General features: G+C 44.9%; 32 protein-coding genes. 27 read left to right on the forward strand and 5 right to left on the reverse strand.

Going from position 1 to position 18,501, the window contains the following annotated elements; translation table 11 throughout:
• Positions 1 to 5: 5 nt before the first annotated feature.
• The 26 genes from rplD to rplQ all read left to right on the forward strand — a co-directional run bounded on the left by rplD (position 6) and on the right by rplQ (position 13,151).
• Positions 6 to 611, forward strand: coding sequence for a 50S ribosomal protein L4 (rplD, locus tag E8M12_RS13195; RefSeq protein ID WP_136736725.1), 606 nt, complete (start codon positions 6 to 8; stop codon positions 609 to 611).
• Positions 608 to 910, forward strand: a complete 303-nt coding sequence (gene rplW, locus E8M12_RS13200) for a 50S ribosomal protein L23 (RefSeq protein WP_136736727.1) — start codon at positions 608 to 610, stop codon at positions 908 to 910. The genes rplD and rplW overlap by 4 nt, the downstream gene beginning before the upstream one ends.
• Before the next feature lie 17 nt (positions 911 to 927).
• A complete protein-coding gene (gene rplB, locus E8M12_RS13205; RefSeq protein ID WP_136736729.1) occupies positions 928 to 1,752 on the forward strand; it encodes a 50S ribosomal protein L2 in 825 nt (274 codons plus the stop codon).
• A gap of 18 nt (positions 1,753 to 1,770) precedes the next feature.
• Positions 1,771 to 2,049, forward strand: a complete 279-nt coding sequence (gene rpsS / locus E8M12_RS13210) for a 30S ribosomal protein S19 (RefSeq protein ID WP_135438210.1) — start codon at positions 1,771 to 1,773, stop codon at positions 2,047 to 2,049.
• Positions 2,050 to 2,060: 11 nt separating this feature from the next.
• Positions 2,061 to 2,393 carry a 50S ribosomal protein L22 gene (gene rplV / locus E8M12_RS13215; protein WP_136736731.1) on the forward strand — a complete coding sequence of 111 codons (333 nt, stop codon included), beginning with the start codon at positions 2,061 to 2,063 and terminating at the stop codon, positions 2,391 to 2,393.
• Positions 2,394 to 2,405: 12 nt separating this feature from the next.
• Positions 2,406 to 3,101: a 30S ribosomal protein S3 gene (gene rpsC, locus E8M12_RS13220; protein ID WP_136736732.1), complete on the forward strand. Its 696-nt coding sequence runs from the start codon at positions 2,406 to 2,408 to the stop codon at positions 3,099 to 3,101.
• An 11-nt stretch (positions 3,102 to 3,112) separates the two neighbouring features.
• Positions 3,113 to 3,526 carry a 50S ribosomal protein L16 gene (gene rplP / locus E8M12_RS13225; protein ID WP_136736734.1) on the forward strand — a complete coding sequence of 138 codons (414 nt, stop codon included), beginning with the start codon at positions 3,113 to 3,115 and terminating at the stop codon, positions 3,524 to 3,526.
• On the forward strand, positions 3,526 to 3,717 hold the full coding sequence (gene rpmC, locus E8M12_RS13230; protein ID WP_136736735.1) for a 50S ribosomal protein L29: 192 nt from the start codon (positions 3,526 to 3,528) through the stop codon (positions 3,715 to 3,717). Before rplP ends, rpmC begins: the two co-directional genes overlap by 1 nt.
• Complete coding sequence (gene rpsQ / locus E8M12_RS13235) at positions 3,717 to 3,965, forward strand: 30S ribosomal protein S17 (protein WP_136736737.1); 249 nt, start codon at positions 3,717 to 3,719, stop codon at positions 3,963 to 3,965. Before rpmC ends, rpsQ begins: the two co-directional genes overlap by 1 nt.
• Before the next feature lie 715 nt (positions 3,966 to 4,680).
• Positions 4,681 to 5,049 (forward strand): 50S ribosomal protein L14, encoded by a 369-nt coding sequence (gene rplN / locus E8M12_RS13240; RefSeq protein WP_136736739.1) that lies wholly within the window; start codon positions 4,681 to 4,683, stop codon positions 5,047 to 5,049.
• Between the two features lie 11 nt (positions 5,050 to 5,060).
• Positions 5,061 to 5,375: a 50S ribosomal protein L24 gene (gene rplX, locus E8M12_RS13245; protein ID WP_136736741.1), complete on the forward strand. Its 315-nt coding sequence runs from the start codon at positions 5,061 to 5,063 to the stop codon at positions 5,373 to 5,375.
• A 13-nt stretch (positions 5,376 to 5,388) separates the two neighbouring features.
• Complete coding sequence (rplE, locus tag E8M12_RS13250) at positions 5,389 to 5,928, forward strand: 50S ribosomal protein L5 (RefSeq protein ID WP_136736742.1); 540 nt, start codon at positions 5,389 to 5,391, stop codon at positions 5,926 to 5,928.
• Between the two features lie 11 nt (positions 5,929 to 5,939).
• Positions 5,940 to 6,245, forward strand: coding sequence for a 30S ribosomal protein S14 (gene rpsN / locus E8M12_RS13255; protein ID WP_136736743.1), 306 nt, complete (start codon positions 5,940 to 5,942; stop codon positions 6,243 to 6,245).
• Positions 6,246 to 6,256: 11 nt separating this feature from the next.
• Positions 6,257 to 6,649 (forward strand): 30S ribosomal protein S8, encoded by a 393-nt coding sequence (gene rpsH / locus E8M12_RS13260; RefSeq protein WP_136736744.1) that lies wholly within the window; start codon positions 6,257 to 6,259, stop codon positions 6,647 to 6,649.
• Between the two features lie 11 nt (positions 6,650 to 6,660).
• Positions 6,661 to 7,194 carry a 50S ribosomal protein L6 gene (gene rplF / locus E8M12_RS13265; protein WP_136736745.1) on the forward strand — a complete coding sequence of 178 codons (534 nt, stop codon included), beginning with the start codon at positions 6,661 to 6,663 and terminating at the stop codon, positions 7,192 to 7,194.
• 9 nt (positions 7,195 to 7,203) lie between these two features.
• The gene (gene rplR / locus E8M12_RS13270) at positions 7,204 to 7,557 is read left to right on the forward strand and encodes a 50S ribosomal protein L18 (protein WP_136736746.1); all 354 of its coding nucleotides are present in this window, start codon (positions 7,204 to 7,206) and stop codon (positions 7,555 to 7,557) included.
• A gap of 9 nt (positions 7,558 to 7,566) precedes the next feature.
• Positions 7,567 to 8,070, forward strand: coding sequence for a 30S ribosomal protein S5 (gene rpsE / locus E8M12_RS13275; RefSeq protein ID WP_136736747.1), 504 nt, complete (start codon positions 7,567 to 7,569; stop codon positions 8,068 to 8,070).
• 6 nt (positions 8,071 to 8,076) lie between these two features.
• Positions 8,077 to 8,256 (forward strand): 50S ribosomal protein L30, encoded by a 180-nt coding sequence (gene rpmD / locus E8M12_RS13280; protein ID WP_136736748.1) that lies wholly within the window; start codon positions 8,077 to 8,079, stop codon positions 8,254 to 8,256.
• A 3-nt stretch (positions 8,257 to 8,259) separates the two neighbouring features.
• Positions 8,260 to 8,694 carry a 50S ribosomal protein L15 gene (gene rplO, locus E8M12_RS13285; RefSeq protein WP_136736749.1) on the forward strand — a complete coding sequence of 145 codons (435 nt, stop codon included), beginning with the start codon at positions 8,260 to 8,262 and terminating at the stop codon, positions 8,692 to 8,694.
• A gap of 7 nt (positions 8,695 to 8,701) precedes the next feature.
• A complete protein-coding gene (secY, locus tag E8M12_RS13290; protein ID WP_136736750.1) occupies positions 8,702 to 10,027 on the forward strand; it encodes a preprotein translocase subunit SecY in 1,326 nt (441 codons plus the stop codon).
• A 15-nt stretch (positions 10,028 to 10,042) separates the two neighbouring features.
• Positions 10,043 to 10,156, forward strand: coding sequence for a 50S ribosomal protein L36 (gene rpmJ / locus E8M12_RS13295; protein WP_009839384.1), 114 nt, complete (start codon positions 10,043 to 10,045; stop codon positions 10,154 to 10,156).
• Positions 10,157 to 10,277: 121 nt separating this feature from the next.
• Positions 10,278 to 10,634 carry a 30S ribosomal protein S13 gene (gene rpsM, locus E8M12_RS13300; protein ID WP_136736751.1) on the forward strand — a complete coding sequence of 119 codons (357 nt, stop codon included), beginning with the start codon at positions 10,278 to 10,280 and terminating at the stop codon, positions 10,632 to 10,634.
• 14 nt (positions 10,635 to 10,648) lie between these two features.
• Complete coding sequence (gene rpsK, locus E8M12_RS13305; RefSeq protein ID WP_136736752.1) at positions 10,649 to 11,038, forward strand: 30S ribosomal protein S11; 390 nt, start codon at positions 10,649 to 10,651, stop codon at positions 11,036 to 11,038.
• A 27-nt stretch (positions 11,039 to 11,065) separates the two neighbouring features.
• Positions 11,066 to 11,686, forward strand: coding sequence for a 30S ribosomal protein S4 (gene rpsD / locus E8M12_RS13310; protein WP_136736753.1), 621 nt, complete (start codon positions 11,066 to 11,068; stop codon positions 11,684 to 11,686).
• A gap of 25 nt (positions 11,687 to 11,711) precedes the next feature.
• The gene (locus E8M12_RS13315; RefSeq protein WP_136736754.1) at positions 11,712 to 12,701 is read left to right on the forward strand and encodes a DNA-directed RNA polymerase subunit alpha; all 990 of its coding nucleotides are present in this window, start codon (positions 11,712 to 11,714) and stop codon (positions 12,699 to 12,701) included.
• Between the two features lie 42 nt (positions 12,702 to 12,743).
• Positions 12,744 to 13,151 carry a 50S ribosomal protein L17 gene (rplQ, locus tag E8M12_RS13320; RefSeq protein WP_136736755.1) on the forward strand — a complete coding sequence of 136 codons (408 nt, stop codon included), beginning with the start codon at positions 12,744 to 12,746 and terminating at the stop codon, positions 13,149 to 13,151.
• 86 nt (positions 13,152 to 13,237) lie between these two features.
• On the opposite strand, the gene E8M12_RS13325 is transcribed toward rplQ, so the two are convergent.
• On the reverse strand, positions 13,238 to 13,510 hold the full coding sequence (locus tag E8M12_RS13325; protein ID WP_136736756.1) for a hypothetical protein: 273 nt from the start codon (positions 13,508 to 13,510) through the stop codon (positions 13,238 to 13,240).
• Positions 13,511 to 13,723: 213 nt separating this feature from the next.
• Between E8M12_RS13325 and E8M12_RS13330 the strand changes: the two genes are divergently transcribed.
• Positions 13,724 to 14,623, forward strand: a complete 900-nt coding sequence (locus E8M12_RS13330) for a phosphoribulokinase (protein WP_136736757.1) — start codon at positions 13,724 to 13,726, stop codon at positions 14,621 to 14,623.
• A gap of 38 nt (positions 14,624 to 14,661) precedes the next feature.
• Here the strand turns inward: E8M12_RS13330 and E8M12_RS13335 are convergent, their stop codons facing one another.
• The 4 genes from E8M12_RS13335 to astA form a co-directional block, all read right to left on the reverse strand.
• Positions 14,662 to 15,069: an OsmC family protein gene (locus tag E8M12_RS13335; RefSeq protein WP_136736758.1), complete on the reverse strand. Its 408-nt coding sequence runs from the start codon at positions 15,067 to 15,069 to the stop codon at positions 14,662 to 14,664.
• A 92-nt stretch (positions 15,070 to 15,161) separates the two neighbouring features.
• Positions 15,162 to 15,959, reverse strand: coding sequence for a DUF1338 domain-containing protein (locus tag E8M12_RS13340; RefSeq protein WP_136736759.1), 798 nt, complete (start codon positions 15,957 to 15,959; stop codon positions 15,162 to 15,164).
• Between the two features lie 34 nt (positions 15,960 to 15,993).
• Complete coding sequence (astD, locus tag E8M12_RS13345) at positions 15,994 to 17,463, reverse strand: succinylglutamate-semialdehyde dehydrogenase (protein WP_136736760.1); 1,470 nt, start codon at positions 17,461 to 17,463, stop codon at positions 15,994 to 15,996.
• 9 nt (positions 17,464 to 17,472) lie between these two features.
• A complete protein-coding gene (gene astA, locus E8M12_RS13350) occupies positions 17,473 to 18,489 on the reverse strand; it encodes an arginine N-succinyltransferase (RefSeq protein ID WP_136736761.1) in 1,017 nt (338 codons plus the stop codon).
• Between the last annotated feature and the right edge of the window lie 12 nt (positions 18,490 to 18,501).

Consider the following 18,501-nt stretch of genomic DNA (forward strand, 5'->3'; position numbering starts at 1 on the left):
TTGTGATGGAATTAGCATTAAAAGACGCATCAGGCGCTCTTGAAGTTTCCGAAGCAACCTTTGGACGTGAGTTTAACGAAGCGCTAGTACACCAGGTAGTTGTTGCTTATGCAGCAGGTGCTCGTCAAGGTACTCGTGCTCAGAAGACTCGTTCAGAAGTTAGCGGCGGTGGCAAGAAGCCATGGCGTCAAAAAGGTACTGGCCGTGCTCGCGCTGGTACAACTCGTGGTCCAATCTGGCGTACTGGTGGCGTAACATTCGCTGCTAAGCCTCAAGATCACAGCCAAAAAGTTAACCGTAAAATGTATCGTGGTGCGATCAAAAGCATCCTTTCTGAACTAGTACGCCAGGAGCGTCTGGTTGTAGTAAACAACTTTGCGGTAGAAACACCAAAAACTAAAGAATTGGTAGCCAAGTTAAAAGAGCTGGAGTTAAAAGACGTATTAATCGTAACTTCAGAAGTTGATGAGAACTTGTTCTTATCTGCTCGTAACTTGTACAAAGTTGACGTTCGTGACGTTGCTGGTATCGATCCTGTTAGCCTGGTTGGTTTCGAGAAAGTATTGGTAACTGCTGATGCAGTTAAGCAAATTGAGGAGATGTTAGCATGATCAACGAAGAACGTTTGTTGAAGGTGTTATTGGCACCAAACATTTCTGAAAAAGCAACTGTTTCTGCTGAAGCAAACAACACTGTTGTTTTCAAAGTAGCTACAGATGCCAATAAAGCTGAAATCAAAGCAGCTGTTGAGAAACTTTTCGAAGTTGAAGTGACAGGTGTTCGCACTTTGAATGTTAAGGGTAAGGCGAAGCGCACTGGTATGCGTATGGGCCGTCGTAGCGATTGGAAAAAAGCTTACGTAACCCTTAAAGAAGGTAGCGACATCGACTTCGTCGGCGGCGCAGAGTAATAGGAGAGGTTACTAAAATGGCTATTGTTAAATGTAAGCCTACTTCTCCGGGTCGTCGCCACGTCGTTAAAGTGGTAAACCCGGATCTGTACAAAGGCAAGCCTTACGCTCCATTGTTAGAGAAAAACTCTAAGTCTGGTGGTCGTAACAATACTGGTCGTATTACAGTTCGTCACGTTGGTGGTGGTCACAAGCATCACTATCGCGTTATCGACTTTAAACGTAATAAAGACGGTATCCCGGCTAAAGTAGAGCGTTTGGAATATGATCCAAACCGTAGTGCTAACATCGCACTTGTACTTTATGCAGATGGTGAGCGTAAATACATCCTGGCTCCTAAAGGCCTGAAAGCTGGCGATTCAGTTCAGTCTGGTGTTGATGCTCCTATCGCTACTGGTAACACATTGCCACTTCGCAATGTTCCACTGGGTAGCGTTATTCACGCGATCGAGCTTAAGCCTGGTAAAGGTGCTCAAATCGCACGTGCTGCTGGTACCTATGCACAATTAGTTGCTAAAGACGGCGCTTATGTAACTGTACGTCTTCGCTCTGGCGAAATGCGTAAAGTAGAAGCGGATTGTCGCGCGACTCTTGGTGAAATTGGTAACGCTGAACACATGCTTCGCTCTCTGGGTAAAGCAGGTGCTTCACGCTGGCGCGGTGTTCGCCCAACCGTTCGTGGTGTTGCTATGAACCCGGTTGATCACCCACACGGTGGTGGTGAAGGTAAAACTTCAGGTGGCCGTCATCCAGTATCGCCATGGGGTGTACCTACTAAAGGTTACAAGACCCGTAAGAACAAGCGCACTGACAAGTTTATTGTCCGTCGTCGTACTAAGTAAATATAAAGAGGAATTACCATGCCACGTTCTCTCAAGAAAGGTCCTTTTATTGACCTACACTTGTTGACGAAGGTAGAGAAAGCTTTGGAAAGCGGGAATAAGAAACCAATTAAGACTTGGTCCCGTCGCTCAATGATCATTCCAAACATGATCGGATTGACCATCGCTGTCCATAATGGCCGTCAACACGTTCCTGTGTTTGTTACCGATGAAATGATTGGTCACAAACTGGGTGAATTTGCACCAACTCGTACTTATCGTGGCCACGCTGCTGATAAGAAAGCGAAGAAAAGATAAGGGGAAATTAAATGGAAGCTATTGCTAAACATAAATTTGCCCGTGGTTCTGCTCAGAAAGCTCGTTTGGTCGTTGACCAAATCCGCGGTTTGCAAGTTGAGAAAGCACTTGAAATCTTAACTTACAGCAACAAATCAGCTGCTGTATTGGTTAAGAAAGTTCTTAACTCTGCGATCGCTAACGCTGAGCACAACGAAGGTGCAGACATTGATGAACTATACGTTAAAACCATTATGGTTGACGATGGTCCAACAATGAAGCGTATTAAGCCTCGTGCGAAAGGTCGCGCGGATCGTATCCTTAAGCGTACCAGCCACATCACTGTGGTTGTATCTGATAACTAGGAGAGTATTAGTATGGGTCAAAAAGTACATCCTACCGGTATTCGATTAGGTATCACTAAACCTTTTGCGTCTACTTGGTTTGCAAGCAGCAAAGACTATGCAAATAACTTGAAAGGTGATCACGAAGTTCGTGCTTACTTATCTGAAGAGCTAAAGCGTGCGTCTTTATCTAAAATCGTGATTGAGCGTCCAGCTAAGTCTATCCGCGTTACTATCCACACAGCCCGTCCAGGTGTTGTGATTGGTAAGAAAGGTGAAGACGTTGAGAAGTTACGTAAGAAAGTTTCTCAAATTGCCGGCGTTCCAGCACAAATCAACATTGCTGAAGTTCGTAAGCCTGAAACTGATGCTGCACTAGTTGCAGAAAGCATCACCAGCCAGTTAGAGCGTCGTGTTATGTTCCGTCGTGCGATGAAGCGCGCCGTACAAAACGCTATGCGTCTGGGTGCTAAAGGTATCAAGGTTGAAGTTAGCGGTCGTTTAGGCGGTGCAGAGATTGCTCGCTCTGAATGGTATCGTGAAGGTCGTGTACCACTTCACACGTTACGTGCTGATATCGATTATGCAACAGCTGAAGCGAATACCACTTACGGTATTATCGGTGTTAAAGTCTGGATCTTTAAAGGCGAAGTTATCGGTGGTATGCCTGCACAGGTAGAAGCACCAGCTAAGCCTAAAAGAAAAGGCAAAGGCAAGAGCAGTAAGTAGGGGAATCAGTAATGTTACAACCAAAACGTACTAAATTCCGTAAGCAGTTTAAACTGCGTAACCGTGGTCTTGCAGACACTGGTAACACAGTTAGCTTCGGTACTTATGGTTTGAAATCGGTAGCTCGTGGTCGTATGACTGCACGCCAAATCGAAGCGGCTCGTCGTGCGATGACGCGTCATATCAAACGTCAAGGTAAAATTTGGATTCGAGTTTTCCCTGACAAGCCTATTACCAAGAAGCCTCTAGAGGTTCGTATGGGTAAAGGTAAAGGTAGTGTTGAATACTGGGTATGCCAAATTCAACCAGGTCGTGTTCTTTATGAAATGGAAGGTGTTTCAGAAGACTTAGCGCGCGAAGCATTTGCTCTTGCTGCTGCTAAACTTCCGTTCAAAACAACTTTCGTAACTCGGACGGTAATGTAATGAAAGCTAGCGAACTTAAAGATAAAAGCATTGAAGAGCTTAATGCTGAATTACTAAGCTTATTGCGCGAACAGTTTAACTATCGCATGCAAGCAAGCACAGGTCAGCTGGCTCAAACTCACTTGCTACGTAACGTACGTCGCGATATCGCACGTGTTAAGACTATCATTTCACAGAAGGCAGCATCATAATGAGCGAAACTATTCGTACTCTACAAGGTCGCGTTGTCAGTGACAAAATGGATAAGTCTATCACTGTCCTGATTGAGCGTCGTGTTAAGCACCCGATCTACGGTAAATTCATGATCCGTTCAACTAAGTTGAAAGCGCATGATGAAAATAACGTATGTAACGAAGGTGATGTAGTAACAATTCGCGAATGTGCACCAATCTCTAAGAGCAAATCTTGGACTTTGGTTGACGTTGTGACTAAAGCTTAATTCAGGCTTTAAATGTTACCTTTAAAAACCCTGCTTCGGCAGGGTTTTTTGCTTACAGGGATGTAAGTACCCTGCATCACAGGGATGGTCTTATTCATGGGTTTACAGGGATGTAAGTTGCCTATATAGATATAGGTATAGGTATATCGGCAGTGTTGCCTGTATGGACAAAGGTATATAGAAAATGCAGGAGCGATTTTCGAGCTGATGCTTGGGTTTACACTGATGTATTTAGCCGGGATAAAGCCATCCAGGATATCGCCAATTACCACCCCCACCTTCCACTTTATTCTTCCACCTTTTTCCTCGTAACTTTTTTGTAACATCAACTGCGCAAATAATGCCCAGTTGTTAAAATACCAGGCATAACTTTAATGGGTTTTTATGACGGCGATGAACGCATTGTTTTTTAATCAATTATCGATTGATGCTTAAGCAATTTTACCGCCTCTGGAACCCAGCTTTTTGGTTATAAAATGTAATCGTAGCGAGTGCAATTTTTCTTTAAATTTCGGGTGGTTAGTATTAATGCCTGGTAGATGATATAAGCTAATGACTGACATCAGGGTATTTTTGCTTAAATAAAGTACCACTTTTAGTTATCTAGTGTTATAATCTCGCGCCCGTTGATTCCAGGTTATGGCCAGAATTAACGGTTTAAGGCAGTGATGGGCTAGAAATAGCCTTGAATTTTAACAAAAGCGGAGCACATAAAATGATCCAAATGCAATCACAGCTAGACGTTGCTGATAACAGCGGCGCTCGACGCGTGCAATGTATAAAGGTTCTAGGTGGCTCGCACCGTCGCTATGCTGGCATCGGCGACATCATCAAAGTTTCTGTTAAAGAAGCGATTCCTCGCGGTAAAGTGAAGAAGGGTGATGTACTGAATGCAGTAGTGGTGCGCACTAGAAAGGGCGTTCGTCGTCAGGATGGCTCAGCCATTCGTTTTGATGGCAACGCGGCTGTAATGCTAAATGCAAACTTACAGCCAATTGGTACTCGTATTTTCGGGCCGGTGACACGTGAATTAAGAACTGAGAAGTTCATGAAGATCGTATCATTAGCTCCAGAAGTACTATAAGGAGTCTGATAATGGCCTCTAAAATTCGTCACAACGACGAAGTTGTAATCCTAGCTGGTAAAGATAAGGGCAAAAGTGGCAAGGTCACTAAAGTTCTTACAGCTGAAGGTAAAGTTTTCGTTGAAGGCATCAACTTAGTCAAGAAACACCAGAAGCCTGTACCTCAGTTACAGCAAGCTGGTGGCATCATTGAGAAAGAAGCTGCTATCGACGTATCAAACGTCGCGATCAAAAACCCTGCTACTGGCAAGGCTGATCGTGTTGGTTTTAGAATTGAAGACGGTAAAAAAGTCCGTTTCTTCAAGTCTAATAACGAATTAGTTTAATTTGGAGTAAACGATGGCGAAACTGCATGATTTATACAAAGATACAGTTGTTGCTGAACTGACCAAAGAGTTCGGATACAAAAGTGTCATGCAAGTCCCTCGGATTGAAAAGATCACCCTTAACATGGGTGTTGGTGAAGCGATTGCTGATAAAAAAGTATTAGACAACGCTACCAATGATCTTGCTGCAATCTCAGGTCAGAAGCCTATGGTGACTAAAGCTCGCAAATCTGTTGCTGGTTTTAAAATCCGTGAAGGCTACCCTATTGGTGCAAAAGTAACTCTACGCGGTGAGCGCATGTGGGACTTCTTTGAGCGTTTAATTTCAATCTCAGTTCCTCGTATCCGTGACTTCCGTGGCTTGAACCCTAAGTCGTTCGACGGCCGTGGTAACTACAGCATGGGCGTGCGTGAGCAAATCATATTTCCTGAAATCGACTACGATAAAGTCGACAAGATTCGTGGTATGGATATTACTATCACTACTACTGCGAAGACTGATGCGGAAGGTCGTGCTTTGCTGACTGCCTTTAACTTCCCGTTTAAGAAATAAGGTGTAGAGTTATGGCTAAATCATCTATGAAAGCACGTGAAGCAAAACGTGCGAAATTAGTTGCCCAGTACGCTGAAAAGCGTCGTGCACTAAAAGAGATCATCTCTAGCGTTAACTCTTCTGAAGAAGAGCGTTGGGATGCAGTACTAAAACTACAGTCTTTACCTCGTGACTCGAGCAGCAGCCGTCAACGTAACCGTTGTAACGTTACTGGTCGTCCTCATGGTTACTTACGTAAGTTCGGCTTAAGCCGTATCAAGCTTCGTGAAGCAACTATGCGTGGTGAAGTTCCTGGTCTTAAGAAAGCAAGTTGGTAAGGGAGTAAGCGATTATGATGACTGATCCTATCGCGGATATGTTTACACGCATCCGTAACGGTCAAGCTGCACATAAAGTTGCAGTAACTATGCCATCTTCCAAGCTAAAAGTAGCAATTGCTAACTTGCTGAAAGAAGAAGGCTATATTAACGGTTTTGAAGTATCTGCTGACGCTAAGCCTCAGTTAGAAGTAACTTTGAAATATTTCGAAGGTAAAGAAGTAATCGAGACAATCAAGCGTGTTTCTCGTCCTGGTCTGCGTGTATACAAAGGTCGTGATGAGCTTCCGCAAGTACTTGCCGGTTTAGGTATTGCTATTGTTTCAACTTCTAAAGGTTTGATGACTGACCGCGCCGCTCGCAATGCGGGTCTTGGTGGCGAAATCATCGGTATCGTAGCGTAAGGAGCAGAATTATGTCTCGTGTTGCAAAAGCACCTGTCAATGTACCTGCTGGCGTTACTGTTACGTTATCTGGTCAAGACATCACAGTGAAAGGTCCTGTTGGCGAACTATCTCGTACTATCCACAGTGACGTAGTGGTTTCTCAAGAAGAAAACGCAATCGTTACTAACGTAGCTAACGACGAGAAAGGTGCCTGGGCTCAAGCTGGTACTGCCCGTGCTCTTATCAACAACATGGTTGTTGGTGTTAGCGCTGGTTTTGAAAAACGTTTAATCTTAAACGGTGTTGGTTACCGTGCAAAAGCTGCAGGTCAGAACTTAAACCTTTCTTTAGGTTTTTCTCACCCGGTTGACCACGAGATTCCTAAGGGAATCACCGTTGAAACTCCTAGCCAGACTGAAGTCGTACTGAAAGGTGCTGACAAGCAGTTGGTAGGTCAGGTGGCTGCCAATATTCGCGCTTACCGTAAGCCAGAGCCTTACAAAGGTAAAGGTATTCGTTATAGCGATGAAGTGGTACGTCGTAAAGAAGCTAAGAAGAAGTAGGGTAATACGATGGATAAGAAAACATCTCGTTTACGCCGTGCAAAACGTACACGTGCAAAGATCAGCGAGCTGGGTGCGAATCGTTTAGTCGTTCACCGTACTCCTCGCCACATTTACGCGCAACTGATCGCTGCGAATGGTTCTGAAGTAATTGCTGCGGCATCAACTTTAGATAAAGCTGTTCGTGAAGAAGTGAAAGGCACTGGTAATAAAGACGCAGCGGCAGCAGTGGGTAAAGCCATCGCTGAACGTGCGACAGCCAAGGGCATCACTGACGTTGCATTCGATCGTTCAGGTTTCCTATACCACGGTCGTATCAAAGCGTTAGCAGAAGCAGCTCGTGAAGCTGGCCTTAAATTCTAGGAGTAGATAATGGCTAATGTAGAAAATACACAACAAAGTGAATTCGCTGAAAAGCTAATCGCTGTTAACCGCGTATCAAAAGTGGTTAAAGGTGGTCGTATCTTCAGCTTCACTGCACTAACTGTAGTTGGTGACGGCAACGGTCGTGTTGGTTTTGGTTACGGTAAGGCACGTGAAGTTCCTGCTGCAATCCAAAAAGCAATGGAAAAGGCTCGCCGTAATATCGTAAACATCGATCTTAAGGGCACAACTTTACAGCACGCTGTTAAAGGTAAGCACTCAGGTTCAAAAGTTTACATGCAACCTGCTTCTGAAGGTACAGGTATCATCGCCGGTGGTGCGATGCGTGCAGTACTTGAAGTTGCTGGCGTACAGAACGTATTGTCAAAAGCATACGGTTCTACTAACCCAATTAACGTTGTTCGCGCTACTATCGGCGCACTGGCGAACATGAAATCGCCAGAAACCGTTGCTGCTAAGCGTGGTTTAAACGTTACTGACATTCTGGGGTAATAGACAATGGCTAAGACTGTTAAAGTAACTCAAATCAAAAGTTCTATCGGTCGTTTACCGACTCATAGAGCAACTTTAAAAGGCCTGGGTTTACGTCGTATCCGTCATACGGTAGAGTTAGAAGATACTCCATCAGTACGCGGTATGATTAACAAGGTTGCATACATGGTTAAGGTGGAGGACTAAACAATGCATTTAAACACATTATCTCCTGCACCTGGCGCAAAAACAGCCAAGAAGCGTGTTGGTCGTGGTATTGGTTCTGGTCTAGGCAAAACTGGTGGTCGCGGTCATAAAGGCCAAAAATCACGTTCAGGCGGCGGTGTTCGTCCTGGTTTTGAAGGCGGTCAGATGCCACTTAAGCAACGTCTACCTAAGTTTGGTTTCACGTCGCGTAAATCTTTGGTTCGCGCCGAAGTTCGTTTACACGAATTAAACCAAATCAACGGCGATGTTGTTGATATTCACGCGCTTAAAGACGCAGGCATTATCACTCGTAACATTGAATCTGCAAAGATCATGTTGTCTGGTGAAATCAACCGTAAGATTACGGTTCGTGGCCTGGCAGTAACAAAAGGTGCACGTGCAGCAATTGAAGCTGCCGGTGGTACAATAGAGGAATAGTACACTTATGGCTACACCAGGAATGGATAGTAAGGCTCAAGGCGGTTTGTCTGAGCTGAAACAAAGATTATTGTTTGTACTCGGAGCGATTATCGTTTTCCGTTTAGGATCATTTGTACCAATCCCTGGTATTGACGCCGCTGTACTTGCTCAGTTGTTTGAACAACAAAAGGGCACCATCGCAGAAATGTTTAACATGTTCTCCGGTGGTGCACTTGAGCGGGCCTCTGTACTGGCTCTAGGTATTATGCCGTACATTTCAGCTTCGATTATCATGCAGATCAGCACACACATTGTGCCGAGCATGCAAGAGTTAAAGAAAGAAGGTGAAGCTGGACGTCGTAAGATCAGTCAGTACACCCGTTACGGCACTTTGCTACTGGCAACGGTTCAGTCATTTGCAATTGCAAATGGACTTCCGGGTATGATGCCAGGCCTGGTTATTAATCCAGGTCCGGGTTTTATCTTTACTGCGATGGTTTCTTTGGTTACCGGCACCATGTTCTTAATGTGGTTAGGTGAGCAAATTACTGAGCGTGGTATCGGTAATGGTATTTCTATCCTGATTTTCGCTGGTATCGTTGCTGGCTTGCCATCTGCCGTTGGTCAAACAGCGGAAATGGCGCGTCAAGGTGATTTGCACCTGTTAGCATTACTGATTATTGGAGCAGTTGTCTTCCTGGTAACTTTCTTTGTGGTATTCGTCGAGCGCGGCCAACGTCGCATCGTTGTGAACTATGCCAAGCGCCAACAAGGCCGTAAGGTATTCGCAGCGCAAAGCACGCATTTACCATTGAAAGTTAACATGGCAGGTGTAATTCCTCCTATTTTCGCCTCTAGTATCATTCTGTTCCCTGGCACAATTGCCAGCTGGTTTGGACAGGGCGAAGGTGGTATGGCTGATATTCTGCAAGAAGTATCTCTTGCGATGTCTCCAGGCCAGCCACTGTATGTAATGCTTTATGCAGCAGCAATAATCTTTTTCTGCTTTTTCTACACGGCATTGGTTTTCAATCCGCGTGAAACGGCAGATAACTTGAAGAAGTCTGGTGCGTTTATCCCGGGTATTCGTCCTGGTGAGCAAACCTCCAGATATATTGATAAAGTAATGACTCGCCTGACTCTGGCAGGTGCTTTATACATTACTATTATTTGTTTGGTTCCTGAGTTTATGATGATGTTTTGGAACGTTCAGTTCTATTTCGGCGGTACATCACTATTGATTATCGTTGTCGTTATCATGGATTTCATGGCACAAGTACAGACTCATTTGATGTCACATCAATATGACAATGTGCTGAAAAAAGCAAACCTAAAAGGCTACGGCCGATAGGTAACGGAGTATAAGATGAAAGTTCGTGCATCCGTGAAAAAGATTTGTCGTAACTGTAAAGTTGTTAAGCGTGCTGGTGTAGTACGTGTAATTTGCAGTGAGCCAAAGCACAAGCAAAGGCAGGGCTAATCTTGGAAAGTGTCATTAATTGTTAATTGGTGACACTTTAATTTGCAAAAATAATGCTGGTTGAGTATCCTAACGGGCTTTTCAACCGGTTTCTTTTAACCTTAATATAGGAGATGTGTTAGTGGCCCGTATCGCTGGCATTAACATCCCTGATCGTAAACATGCAGTAATCGCTATTACTGCGATTTACGGTATCGGTGCAACTCGTGCAAAAGAAATTTGTGCGAACGCTGGTATCGCAGAATCTACCAAGATCAGTGAATTAGACGAAGCACAAATTGATTTGCTTCGTGCAGAAGTGGCGAAATTTACCGTAGAAGGTGACTTACGTCGTGAAGTTTCAATGAACATCAAGCGTCTGATGGACCTTGGCTGTTTCCGTGGTTTACGCCATCGTCGCAGTCTACCTCTACGTGGTCAACGCACTAAGACTAATGCGCGCACCCGTAAAGGTCCTCGTAAGCCGATTAAAAAGTAACGAGGTAATTAGACATGGCTAAAACACCAACTCGCGCTCGTAAGCGCGTTAAAAAGCAAGTTGCTGATGGCATGGCGCATATCCATGCATCTTTCAACAACACAATCGTAACTCTGACAGACCGTCAAGGTAATGCATTGTCTTGGGCGACTGCAGGTGGTTCTGGTTTCCGTGGTTCACGTAAATCAACTCCATTTGCTGCTCAGGTAGCTGCAGACCGTGCTGGTAAAGCTGCTCAAGAGTTTGGTTTGAAGAATATTGAAGTGTTCGTTAAGGGCCCGGGGCCAGGACGTGAGTCTGCAATCCGTGCTTTAAATGCTGCTGGTTTTAAAATCACCAACATTACTGACGTGACACCTATTCCTCATAATGGTTGTCGTCCTCCTAAAAAGCGTCGCGTATAACGCTATTAGGATAGTTGGAGAAAGAACATGGCAAGATATTTAGGTCCTAAGCTAAAACTTAGCCGCCGCGAAGGAACAGACTTGTTCCTGAAAAGTGGTGTTAGGGCAATTGATACGAAATGTAAAATCGAAACTATTCCAGGTCAGCACGGCGCGCGTCGCGGTCGTCTTTCTGACTATGGTGTACAGCTTCGTGAGAAGCAGAAAGTTCGTCGTATTTACGGTGTGCTGGAGAAGCAATTCCGTAACTACTACAAAGAAGCTGCTCGTCTAAAAGGTAATACAGGTGAAAACCTGTTACAACTTTTAGAGAAGCGTCTAGACAACGTTGTCTACCGTATGGGTTATGCATCTACTCGTGCAGAAGCTCGTCAGCTTGTTAGCCACAAGGCTATCGTTGTAAACGGTAAAGTTGTTAATATTCCATCTTTCGCTGTTAAACCAGAAGATGTTGTATCTGTACGTGAAAAGTCTAAAACTCAGGCGCGTATCATCGCTGCTTTAGAATTAGCTGATCAACGTGAGAAACCAGTCTGGGTTGAAGTTGATAACAAGAAAATGGAAGGTGTATTTAAGCGTATACCTGATCGTTCTGACTTATCAGCAGAGATTAATGAACAGTTGATTGTCGAGCTTTACTCGAAATAAAGCTGAACTTTAAGAGAGGACAATAATGCAGGGTTCTGTAACCGAATTCCTTAAGCCGAAGTTAGTGGGTATCGAAAATGTTAGCCCTACTCGTGCCAAGGTAACTTTAGAGCCACTTGAACGTGGTTTTGGTCACACTTTAGGTAACGCGTTACGCCGCATCTTACTTTCGTCAATGCCAGGATGTGCAGTGACTGAAGTTGAAATTGACGGTGTATTGCACGAATACAGCAGCAAAGAAGGTGTTCAAGAGGACATCATCGAAATCCTGCTGAACCTTAAAGGCCTGGCCGTTGGTTTAGAAGGCAAAACTGAAGCAGTTTTAACTTTAACTAAGTCAGGTCAGGGCCCTGTACTGGCCGCTGATATTCAGCATGATGGCGATGTTACTATCGCTAATCCTGAACATGTTATCTGTCATCTGACAGGTGACGGCGAAATCAGTATGCGTATTAAAGTAGAAATGGGTCGCGGTTATGTACCTGCTTCTGCTCGTCGCAATGCCGAAGAAGAAGATCGCGCAATTGGCCGTTTGCTGGTTGACGCTTCTTTTAGTCCTGTTGAAAGAATTGCTTATGATGTTGACTCGGCTCGTGTTGAGCAACGTACAGACTTAGACAAGTTAGTTATCGATATGGAAACTAACGGTACACTGGATCCAGAAGAAGCGATTCGTCGCGCTTCTACCATCCTAGCTGAACAGCTGGATGCGTTCGTTGATCTACGTGACGTTAAAGAAGAAGAAGTTAAAGAAGAGAAACCAGCTTTCGATCCAATCCTTCTTCGTCCGGTTGATGATTTAGAACTGACTGTACGTTCAGCCAACTGTTTAAAAGCAGAAGCGATTCAGTACATTGGTGATTTGGTCCAGCGTGCAGAAGTCGAGCTTCTTAAGACCCCTAACCTGGGTAAGAAGTCTCTGACTGAAATTAAAGACGTATTAGCGTCTCGTGGTCTATCTTTAGGTATGCGCCTAGAGAACTGGCCACCAGAAAGCATTGCTGATAACGACTAAGTCGATCATCGTTTTAATAGTTTAAGAGATAAGGATTAACTTATGCGCCATCGTAAAAGCGGTCGCCAGTTAAACCGTAATAGCAGTCATCGCCAGGCGATGTTCCGCAATATGGCTAGCTCTTTAGTTAAGCACGGCGTTATCAAGACAACTGTGCCTAAAGCTAAAGAATTGCGTCGCGTTATTGAGCCACTAATCACTTTGGCCAAGAACGACAGTGTAGCAAACCGCCGTTTGGCTTTTGCCCGCACTCGCGACCAGGAAGTAGTAGGTATTTTATTCAGCGAACTTGGTCCTCGTTACCAAGAGCGTCCAGGTGGTTATACTCGCATTCTTAAATGCGGTTACCGTACTGGTGATAAAGCGCCTATGGCTTACGTTGAACTTGTAGATCGTCCAGCAGTTGAAGAAACTGTTGAAGAGACTCAAGAAGTTTCAGCTGAAGCATAATCGAATTTATTCGAATCGAAAAAGGAGCCAATAGGCTCCTTTTTTATTATATGGACATATGTATGCCCGGATAGCTTTGCAGGTGCCTATAGGGATATAGGTATATCAATTATGTATGGAACAAATAATCGATTCGCGGTACGGGTATTTTGCACATGGATGTGTTTCGTCGAGATATTACCATCCATGATATCTCGACATTCAATACGTCCATGTATATTTCCTCCCGAACCATGGATGGTTGCCTGCTTGGACGCAGGTATATCGATTATGTATGGAACAAATAATCGATTCGCGGTACGGGTATTTTGAAAGGGAAATACTTCGTCGAGATATTGCCATCCATGATATCTCGACATTCCATAAATCCCTTTATATCGTAGAGATATAGTCATCCATGATATCTCGACATTCCATAAATCCCTTTATATCGTCGCAATATTACTTTCCTGACATTCCATAAACCCCCATTTCTTCGCTCTCGTGCAACAAGCTCTTTGCCGCAAAACTTGCACTTTCATCATCAACTGCAGTATAACTGATCTAATTTAAGTGATTGATAACCCCCATTTATGTCGTTACGTAATCCGATTATCGCGGTTACTGGTTCATCGGGAGCCGGTACGTCTACAACTTCAGAAGCGTTTGATCATATCTTTCGCTCCCTCGAGATCCGGGCCACAGTGGTTGAGGGGGACAGTTTTCATCGTTATACCCGTCCTGAAATGGACCTGCTAAAACGCAAAGCCACCGAAGAAGGCAAAATGTTCAGTTATTTTGGCGAACAGGCGAATGACTTTAAGGCGCTGGAAAAATTGTTTGCGGATTTTGGCGAGAAAGGTGAAGGCAGAATGCGACGTTACCTGCATACGTTTGACGAAGCAGTGCCGTACAATCAAATGCCGGGCACTTTTACCCCCTGGCAGACGCTGGGCAAGGATTCGGATTTACTCTTCTATGAGGGCCTGCACGGTGGCGTTATGACTGATGATGCTGATGTGGGCAGACACGTAGATTTACTGATAGGTATGGTGCCTATTGTAAACCTCGAGTGGATTCAGAAAATATTTCGCGATACCAATCAAAGAGGGCACTCCAAAGATGCGGTGCGCGATAGCATCGTACGCAGTATGGATGATTATTTTAAATACATAACGCCGCAGTTTTCCCGTACTCATATTAACTTTCAGCGGGTGCCGACCGTAGATACCTCAAATCCATTTAGTGCTAAGGCTATTCCTTCGCAAGACGAAAGCTTTGTGGTGATTCGTTTTCGCGACCCCAGGAATGTCGATTTTCCGTTTTATCTGCGAATGATTGATGGCTCGTTTATGTCACGGGTTAGCACGTTAGTAGTGCCAGGGGGGAAAATGGGCCTGGCAATGGAGCTGATATTAAAGCCTTTGATCGAAGAAATCATGGAGAAACGTCAGGCGGCAGGGCAGCAAATTGACTGGACTCGCGATCAGTAAACTGATTATTGTCTTTAGATATTGCAAAAAAGCCGGTATTAAGCCGGCTTTTTAATTTCAAAGTCGTGGGTAATACTAACGCCTTTGTTAAGCATTAATGCCACAGAGCAGTATTTGTCGGCCGATAAAGCCACAGCTCGTTCAACGTGTTTTTCGCTGACATCATTACCGGTGATCACAAAGTGCAGATGAATATCGCTAAACAGACGTGGTACGGTATCGACCCGTGTACCATCTAACTCGACAACGCAATCCTGCACATCCTGGCGCGCTTTCTGAAGAATACTCACTACATCGACAGACGAACAACCGCCTAAGGAAAGTAAAACATTTTCCATTGGGCTTGGACCTAATTTTCCAGCGTTGGCATCCATAACTACGGTGTGGCCGCTCTCCGAAATGCCCATGAACATCTCTTCGCCAACCCATTTCACTTGTGCTTTCATAATACTCCTTAATTATTTTTAACGGACGAATGTTAGCAGAATAAGAAAACAAAAGCCCGCAACAAAGCGGGCTTTGAGCTATTCAGAATTGGTTAATCCTGATTGGTGCTTTCAAAGATTTTGTCAGCCGATGCGGCGACAAATCCTGTGTAGATATTGCCACAATCCATTGGATAACGTTTGGCAAACTCGTAAAAGCAACTGGGGATTTCTGCCGTGCGATCACTAAAGACAACAGGATGAACATCCGCCATGGTGGAAGATTGCTCAAGCTTAACGTCCGGGCTACCTTTCACTTCACCACCTGAGCTGTTGAGGCGGAAGCCACCATCCCTGACGATATCATTAACCTGGTTAATACAGTCAATGCCCTCGAGGTGGTTAATGCTTACTGTGAAATGGTTGGCACGGTAACCCCAGGCTGCCAACCAGGCCGCATATTCACTTTCTTTAAGTAAGGTCAGGTATTCATCGTAGCTAATCTGCCAATGAGTACCTGAATACAGGAAGTTTTCGGCTTGGGTCGCCTGCGCATCCATTTGCTCGACAATCTTGTGAATAATCGCCTGCACGTCGCTACTCATTTTCTCTACCAGCAGTTCACTGATAAAGACTTTAGGTAACGTCGGATCAGCATGTTCATAATGACGGGCATAGAGCTTTTTCGCTTCAAAGTGATATTCACCTTTAGCTTGATAGCCTAACGCCAGTAACGGCGCCGCCAGTTTATCGATGCCAACTTTTTCCAGGTTGAACGTACGATATGCCACATGATCATTGATAAGCTCTTCACCGGCACCCAGTAATTCATGTACACGAATTGCAGAGGGTGTTACCGACAGGTAATTTTTCCAGATGTTTTCAAATAATTCTGTTACTGCCAAAGTCATTTTATTCCCCTAAAAAGTAACCAGGTATAGTCAATTAAAAACTCAGGCCTGGGCTGAGTTTTTCAGGTAAAGTTACGGTCTCACTTTCAACTGAAGCGACTGGGTATGCGCAATAATCCGCCGCGTAGTATGCACTAGCTCGGTGATTACCCGATGCACCAATACCACCAAACGGCGCAGCACTGCTTGCTCCGGTAATCGGACGGTTCCAGTTGACAATACCGGCTCGAATGCGGGTATAAAAATGCTGGTAGTCCTGTTCATCATCGGCTAATAAGCCCGCAGACAAACCGAATGACGTATTATTGGCTTCATTGATTGCCTGATCGAAATCCTGATAACGATAAATTTTAACCAGCGGGCCAAAATGTTCTTCATCAGCGATACCCTCAACACCGGTAACATCGATGATTCCCGGAGTCACAAAGCCTGTTCCCGGAGTCAGGTGTTTCATCTCTAACAGGACCTTAGCACCTTTTTCAACCAGTTCCTGCTGTGCTGCAAGCATGCCCAGAGCGGCTTTCTCGGAGATCATTGAACCCATAAATGGTTGCTCCTGATCGTCGTAAAATCCGACCTTGATACGACTGCTCACCTCGATAAAGCGTTTCAAAATAGCATCGCCCTGAGCACCGTTTTCGATAAATACGCGGCGAGAACAGGTGCAACGTTGTCCTGAGGTGACAAATGCGGATTGCACCATATCGTGTACGGCCGCATCGACATCTTTCACATCTTTAATGATCAGTGGATTATTACCGCCCATCTCCAGTGCCAGGATCTTGCCAGGTTGACCAGCAAACTGTTCGTGCAGCAAGTGACCTGTAGTGGAACTACCGGTGAAAAACAAACCATCAATGCCAGGATGAGAAGCCAGTGCTTTACCGGTTTCGACTTCACCCTGAACGAGATTGATAACACCCTCTGGTAAGCCCGCCTGTTGCCACAGTTTCATTGTTTCTTCGGCAACTTTCGGCGTTAACTCACTTGGCTTGAAAACAATCGTGTTGCCTGCCAGTAGCGCCGGTACAATATGTCCGTTGGGTAAGTGGCCAGGGAAGTTGTAAGGGCCGAATACCGCGACAACGCCGTGAGGCTTATGGCGTATAAAGGCTTTTGCACCCGGCATTGGGTTTTCCACCGTACCGGTACGTTCCTGGTAAGCTTTCACTGAAATCCCGACTTTACCAATCATCGCCGCGACTTCGGTTAATGTTTCCCACAGAGGTTTGCCTGTCTCTTCAGCGATGACAGTCGCCAACGATTCTTTATTGTCGGCAAGCTGTTGAGCAAATCTTTCGACAATCTGTAAGCGTTGTTGGTAATCGCTCATGGCCCATGTATCATAGGCTTGACGAGCACTTTTTACCGCCTCGTCGACTTGTTCAGCAGTCGCTGCTGTTCCGGTCCAAATGGTTTCATTTTTGGCCGGATTCAGGGAAGCCATGGCGGCGCCTTTGCCTTCAAGCCACTGACCATGAATAAATTGTACAGGGTGCGTCATATTAACCTCTTAATTTTGCGATACTCTTACCCAGTCACCTTCACTGACCAATATCGCGTCAGCAGCCTTTCTGTCGATGATGGCAATATCCTGCTCTTCATCGATATCAATGGGCATTTGAACCGCCCTGAATTCAGCGACCTGAGTATTACAAATAATGTATTTTCTGGTGTTTTTTACCGAACCAAATTTCACTTTGAGTCGTCTTGAATTTCTCACCGTTTTGATACTGTTTAGCTCGGCTTCCACCGTTGGACCGGCGTCAAAAATATCAACATAGCCGCGATTAACAAAGCCTTCGCTTTCCAGTAATCGCAATGCTGGCACGGTTTTATCGTGCACTTTGCCAATGACTTCCTGAGCTTGTTTAGACAATAAGCTCACATAGATAGGATACTTGGGCATTAGCTCGGCGATAAAGGCCTTGTTACCAATACCTGACAAATAATCCGCGGTAGGAAAGTCCATCGAGAAAAAGTGCTCTTCCAGCCACTGCCAGAATGGCGAACGACCATTGGCATCCGAAACACCACGCATTTCAGCAATTACGGTGTTATTAAATCGCTCCGGATGTTCCGCCATAAACAGGAAACGGAACTTGGAAAGAAACCGGCCATTATTGTTCACTCGATATGGCGCTTTCAGAAATAAGGTACAAATTTCGGTGGCGCCGGTGTAGTCATTATTGAGTGACAAAATATCGACGTTGTTATAAATATTCAGCTCTCTGGATGAATGAACCACTTTTCCCAGGTGATAGTGATAAAACGCATCATCCAGGCCCACCGCAGCTTCAATACCGCTGGTGCCGACCACTTCGCCGGTTTCGGTATTTTCCATCACAAACAGATACCCTTCATTACCGGCCTGTAATGGCGTCGAATGAAACGAATGGGTGGCTCGGTTGATCCGGTTGGTCAGCAATTCTTCGTTCACGGGCAAGGAGGTAAAACCATGCCCGGATTCAACGGCTATCTGATGTAAAACTTCATAATCACTGCTACGAATCGGTCGTACGATAATCATTTTGTTTCTCTT

The sequence above is a fragment of the Thalassotalea mangrovi genome (assembly GCF_005116735.1).
Lineage (GTDB): Bacteria > Pseudomonadota > Gammaproteobacteria > Enterobacterales > Alteromonadaceae > Thalassotalea_A > Thalassotalea_A mangrovi.